Raw genomic sequence first — 6,308 nt, 5'->3', positions numbered from 1 at the left:
CTTTGGTAGATCTGTGAAACTGAAAGTCCAGTTATCGACAGCCTTATCGCCTTTCACTTCTTTTGTTTGGAACTCTGTTCCATTTTGAAGCAATTGAACCGTAATGCTTTCTGGGCGTTTGCCGAACTTGTTATTGTAGTCATACCACGTCTTTGTTCCTGTAATGGATGTAGTTTTCACTTTATTAGAAATCGGCAACTTAATTCCATTTACAGCATCTGCTTTCACTTCAAACTCTACTTTTGCCTGTGGATCAAAATCAATATAGTTTGGAGCTGAAACTTCTTGCACATAATATTTACCTGGTGTTAAACCTTTGATTTCGATTATACCTTTTTCATCTGTTGTATATTCATCCCCAACTTGTTCACCCAACTCTTTATACAACTTAAACTTGACATTCGGTATTACTTTTTCTTCATTTCCTTCAAGGTGCTTAACAATTCTTAGCGTTCCCTTTGAAGGTAATTCACCTTCAGCACCACCGCTAGATTCTATATTTTTGACTGTGGCGCTATCTGTTGTAGAAACTTTGTCTTTGTCAACCACTTGGTATTCAATCTTATAATCATTCTTAAAAGATTCTAGTTTCTTTCCGGCTTCCGTTATAGTAGCTGTATAACCAATTGAAAATGTATTACCACTGGCTTTATCTTTATTAATCACAACTTCAAATGACTTATCGTCAACAAACGTAATCTTCCCATAACCTTGCGTTTCAAAGGTTTCAAGTGATAAGTAAGTAGCATTATTAACGTATATATAGAAACTGCCTTTATTAAGCGTTTGACCTTCTTGCAAACTATCAGTCACAACAATATCAGAATTTAATTTTTCTTTGTTATTGTTTATTCTCAAGAACCAACGCACTTCATCAGTATTGTCTGGCTGAATGTCACCAACTTTATCAGAAAACGATTGCTCTCCAGGATCTGTACCACCACCACTAGTTGGACCAGTAATCGTTACAGTTTGCTTATCTAAATTTGTACCTAGATTTGTTTCAACAACTTTCGTTTCATCCGTTGCTACATTGGTAGCTTGAATCGTAAAATTAAAGTGTCCTTTAATATTTTCACGTTGTTCCACCTTGTCATTAAATGTACATACCACCTTATCTCCACTTACTTGACAAGTACCATAATCATCTAACTGTATCTGTCCCTTAAACCCTTTTAATTCTGGAGGCAGTGTCAATGTTAGTGTGTCCCCAGCCTTCAGCTTAACTTCAGCTTTTTCACTGAAGGTTACATTTATTTTAGTCTGTTCTCCATATTGTAGGTTTGTTTTATCAATCGTAAAACCATCCACAAGTCCTGCTGTATTTAACTCTTGTGCATTTGCTACTATAGGTAAAAGACTCTGGCCTATAGTAAACATGAAAATCATTATAATCGAAAAAATCGAAGTTATTCTTTTTAAATACATACTTGTTTGATTCCCCCTATAAAATTAAATGCAGATAGATTCTGGTGCAAACATACTATGACAAAGATTCTACAATTCAATGCCATTAAGCCAATTTACTAACATATGTTTGACAGCTATTATCATCTTTTCCTCTTTTTCAATCCTTCTATTACTTAGAAACTTGCAGTCTGACTCTTATGTAGATTCATCTAATTTCTCCGACATCTTGTTTCCCGTATATACTGTTTAACAAAAACAGATACAGGGCAAATTTTGAAAAAGAAATTCAAATTACACATACACATGAACGGACCACAGAATAACTTCAAAGTTAGAAGGAGACAATTTGAAAAGCACTCACGATAAAGCTCCTGACAGCCATTGTCGTCTTATTATGCTGTAAAACTTTCGGGATTTCTTCAAATCCATGCAAACGTTTCCTCTATAAATATAAAAATTTCATTGCTGGCAAGTATGAACGAACTACTTCATAGTAACTATGCATTTGGTCAACTTCCTTACTTATCCTCCTAAAGAATAACAAGAAGTACCATCTATAATCGAAATTAGCATATCAGTCGAGGAAAGTTACAACTGTGAAACATACTTGGATACTCATATTCTAAAAGATGTTATTGAAGATGCGTTTTCCGCCATTATAAATTGCGGTGAAATTGGCCATATGTTAAAACGTTTTGTGTTTACAACGACCTACACACCGAAACAAGTAGAACAAGAAGCCCTCTACCAACAGCATTATATAATTAAAAACGCCCTAGATGAAGTATTGGTCGCCTATGCAATATGAAGTCATATTCTCCAAATTTAAATGCAGTGGAACGAATTTGGGAGTAACTAAAAAAGTATGATTGTCGACCGATTTCATGTAAATCGTGCAGAAATACGAAATTCAGCCTTTTCATTTTTGGAGTATATAAATGAGTGTCGAGAAAAACACTTTGCCTAATGGATTCCATGGCTATGTCGAAGAATTAAAATGAGCTTATATATGATGATAATATCAAAACTAAAAGATTTATATCCTTTCATTATTTTTTATCAAATCATGAAAACTTTAATTGTACTATATGTACTATTTTAAACATACCACCTCTAGTTTCTTAACTAAGTTGGAAGTTTTCAAGATTAATTACTAATTGTTTAGGTACTTGGCTAGATGAATTATTATTTTATTACTTGGCATATCTGTAACAATGCTTTTTACAACAATCACACCATGTCCTATTAACATTCCACCAACTAATAATACATGTATGGCTTTTTAATAACTTTCCCCCAACAGTCTATTATTCTAGAATCGTTCCTAAAAATCAATAGTTAATTGTTATTTTACTATTTTCACTTCATCACCATAACATATATTTTTCACATGTATTTATATTAGAAAATTGGCATAGAAAAAGAGATAGCTTTGCCATCTCTTTTTCTGTTTCAACTTCCCCTTAGCAAGCCACACGACTTTTCGGCGCTCTTCTTTCTTTGACTTCTGATCAGTCTATAGACTAATCAGAAGTTTATATATCAGCTTGTATATCAATTCTAAACAAAAATAGATATCTTTCCTTGACTACATCTTTTCTGGTGCAGATACTCCTACGATTGCTAATGCATTTTGAAGTGTAGTGCGTACTGCTTTCATTAATTCGTAACGAGCTTTACTTAATTCTAAGTTATCTTGGTTTAATACTTTTTCTGCATTGTAGAAGCTGTGTAATGCTGCTGCTAATTCAAATGCATAGCTTGTAATACGGTGTGGCAGGCGTTTTTGCGCTGCATCCGCAACTACAGCTGGGAATTCACCAAGCTTTTTCAGTAACTCTACTTCTTTCTCAGAAGTAACAAGTTTGTAATTCACGTCTCCACCTGTAGCTAATCCTAACTCTTCACCTTGACGAAGAATACTACATACGCGAGCATGAGCATATTGTGCATAGTATACTGGGTTTTCATTAGATTTTGAAACAGCTAAGTCCATATCAAAGTCTAAATGAGAATCACCGCTACGCATTGCGAAGAAGTAACGCATTGCGTCCACGCCTACTTCTTCCATAAGCTCACGAAGTGTAACTGCTTTACCTGTACGCTTACTCATCTTCATTTTTTCACCATTTTGGTACAGTTGTACCATTTGGATGATTTCTACTTCAAGTGTTTCTTTATCGTAACCTAACGCTTGAATAGCAGCTTTCATACGAGGAATGTAACCATGGTGGTCAGCACCCCAAATGTTGATTAATTTATCGAAACCACGCTCTAACTTGTCACGGTGGTAAGCGATATCTGGCGTTAAGTATGTGTAAGAACCGTCGTTTTTAATTAATACACGGTTTTTATCGTCACCGTAAGTCATAGAACGGAACCAAGTTGCACCGCCTTCTTCAAAGATCTCGTCACGCTCTTTTAATACTGCAAGTGCAGCATCGATTTTTCCGTTTTTGTATAATGATGTTTCTGAGAACCATACATCGAACTTAACACGGAAGCTTTCTAAGTCTTTTTGAAGTTTTGCTAACTCATATTTCAAACCGTATTCACGGTAGAATTCATAGCTTTCTTTCTCATCAGCCTTCGCATAACGATCGCCAAATTCTTCAGCTAAACGTTTACCGATTCCAATGATGTCCGCGCCATGGTAACCGTCTTCTGGCATTTCTTTCTCTAAACCTAAAGCTTGCATGTAACGAGCTTCAACAGAAAGAGCTAAGTTATGAATTTGGTTACCAGCGTCATTAATATAGTACTCACGAGATACATCGTATCCTGCTTTTGCTAATACGTTACATAAAGTGTCACCTACTGCCGCACCACGTGCATGTCCTAAGTGAAGGTCGCCTGTTGGATTCGCAGATACGAACTCAATTTGTACTTTTTCACCTTTACCAGTATTCGTTTCACCGTAAGCTTCACCAGCGCTAACGATTGTTGGGATTAAGTCTGTTAAGTAGCTATTATCCATGTAGAAGTTAATGAAACCAGGACCAGCGATTTCAATTTTTTCAATAGAAGCTTTTGCTTTATCGAAGTTTGCAACTAATTCTTCTGCAATCATACGAGGTGCTTTTTTCGCAACGCGTGCAAGTTGCATTGCCATATTTGTAGAGAAATCACCATTTGTTTTATCTTTTGGAGATTCTAATATAACGTTTGGAATCTGTTCTTCTGTTGCTAATTCTGCCTTTAATACAGCAGCTTGAATTTCTTCTTTAATTAATCCTTTTACTTGTTCTAAAGAATTCATTATTTTGCCTCCTTCAAATTAATTGTAATTGTATATCTGCCAGCTTCTTGTTCACTTAGAAGCAATGCGTACGTTAAGAAGAGTTGTCCTTTTTTCTTTTCATCCGACCATTTAAAAAGAACATTATCAGTTTTCGTTTGCAATGCAAACGTACCAAGTTCACTCGTATACGTACCAGTTGTCCATTCACCTTTCACATGCGTCTGACGCATAGAAATAGCACCTGAACGCATAATGAGAACTTGTTCATCTTGAATTTTAATAATTGTTTTCACTTCGCCTTGTTCGTTCGGCTCTTGGAATGTTACATATGTACCTTGACCTTTTACATAGTATTGACCATTTGCTTCAAAAGCAACGGTTTCCTTCCTCGCCCCTTCACGGATTTCTGTTACGAAATGAACGTGTACCGGCAAGCCTGCAAGTTGTTTCTTCACGTCTTGCACACCTTTCAAATGTTATAGATATTAAATACTACTTATAATAAATCACTTTTCCTATCATATCAAAAAAAGACTCTGTCTGTCTGCTGAAAAATCAGGAAAACTCCTTTTCAAAAAATAATTAACCTCCACTTTATTTCATATGATAAAATATTTTTAAAATCAAAATATTCCATTAATTAAAGAGGTGAACCGATTGCTACCAACAAAATTAAAAAAAGGTGATGAAATAAGGGTTATTTCACCATCTTGTAGTTTAAGTATTGTCTCAAATGAAAATAGAAATCTCGCTATAAAAAGATTAACCGACATGGGCTTTCAAGTTACTTTCTCAAAACACGCTGAAGAGATAGACCGATTCTCTTCCTCTTCTATTTCTTCACGCGTCCAAGACCTCCACGAAGCATTTAGAGACCTTAATGTAAAAGCCATTTTGACAACACTTGGCGGATACAACTCTAATGGTTTATTGAAATATCTCGATTACGATTTAATTCGTGAAAATCCAAAGTTTTTCTGTGGCTATTCTGATATTACTGCTTTAAATAACGCAATTTATACAAAAACAGGCTTAGTTACATATTCAGGACCTCACTTCTCTTCATTCGGAATGGAGAAAGGGCTCGATTATACAACCGATTACTTTTTAAAATGCTTAACTTCTAATGAGCCTATTGAAATTAGGCCATCTGAAATGTGGAGCGATGACTCTTGGTATGTTGATCAAGAAAATCGAGAATTTATTAAAAATGAAGGATATGTTTCGATTCAAGAAGGAGAAGCGACAGGAGATATTATTGGCGGCAATATGAGCACTTTAAATTTACTGCAAGGTACACCATACTTGCCGAACTTGCGAGATAAATTATTATTTCTTGAAGAAGATAGCTTAACTGGAAAAGCTACTCTTAAAACTTTTGATCGTTATTTACATTCCCTTATGCAGCAACAAGATTTTGAATATGTAAAAGGCATTATTATAGGAAGAATGCAAAAAGGAGCAGATTGTACAATCGAAGACATACAGGAAATGATTGTTTCAAAGCCTGAACTTGCGCATATCCCTATCATCGCAAACGCAAGTTTCGGACATACAACTCCTATTTTCACTTTCCCAATTGGGGGCACGGCAAAAATCATTTCGAGCAAAGAGAATACATCTATCACAATTTTAACGCACTAAAAAGGAGCGAATG

5 protein-coding genes are annotated in these 6,308 nt (G+C 35.3%); 2 read left to right on the top strand and 3 right to left on the bottom strand.

Annotation, left to right across the window (positions count from 1 at the left end; all coding sequences use genetic code 11):
* Positions 1-1,428: collagen binding domain-containing protein (locus COC96_RS22555; protein ID WP_142340029.1), on the bottom strand; the 1,428-nt coding region annotated here is incomplete at its 3' end.
* Positions 1,429-2,017: 589 nt separating this feature from the next.
* On the opposite strand from COC96_RS22555, the gene COC96_RS22550 reads away from it, so the two are divergent.
* Complete coding sequence (locus COC96_RS22550; protein WP_098268630.1) at positions 2,018-2,218, top strand: hypothetical protein; 201 nt, start codon at positions 2,018-2,020, stop codon at positions 2,216-2,218.
* Between the two features lie 780 nt (positions 2,219-2,998).
* On the opposite strand, the gene argS is transcribed toward COC96_RS22550, so the two are convergent.
* Positions 2,999-4,669: an arginine--tRNA ligase gene (argS, locus tag COC96_RS22545; protein ID WP_097902430.1), complete on the bottom strand. Its 1,671-nt coding sequence runs from the start codon at positions 4,667-4,669 to the stop codon at positions 2,999-3,001.
* Complete coding sequence (locus tag COC96_RS22540; protein ID WP_000744343.1) at positions 4,669-5,106, bottom strand: DUF1934 domain-containing protein; 438 nt, start codon at positions 5,104-5,106, stop codon at positions 4,669-4,671. The genes argS and COC96_RS22540 overlap by 1 nt, the downstream gene beginning before the upstream one ends.
* Before the next feature lie 202 nt (positions 5,107-5,308).
* On the opposite strand from COC96_RS22540, the gene COC96_RS22535 reads away from it, so the two are divergent.
* Positions 5,309-6,295 (top strand): S66 family peptidase, encoded by a 987-nt coding sequence (locus COC96_RS22535; protein WP_098268629.1) that lies wholly within the window; start codon positions 5,309-5,311, stop codon positions 6,293-6,295.
* The last annotated feature ends 13 nt before the right edge of the window (positions 6,296-6,308 follow it).

The sequence above is a fragment of the Bacillus cereus genome, assembly GCF_002577405.1.
Taxonomy (GTDB): Bacteria; Bacillota; Bacilli; order Bacillales; family Bacillaceae_G; genus Bacillus_A; species Bacillus_A cereus_AU.
The sequence above is the reverse complement of the archived record's forward strand: the minus strand, read 5'-3'. Positions and strand labels throughout refer to the sequence as shown.

What these genes read in the sequence shown, in the direction of transcription:
- argS (WP_097902430.1), bottom strand. Translation starts at nt 4,669, where the DNA reads ATGAATTCTTTAGAACAAGTAAAAGGATTAATTAAAGAAGAAATTCAA.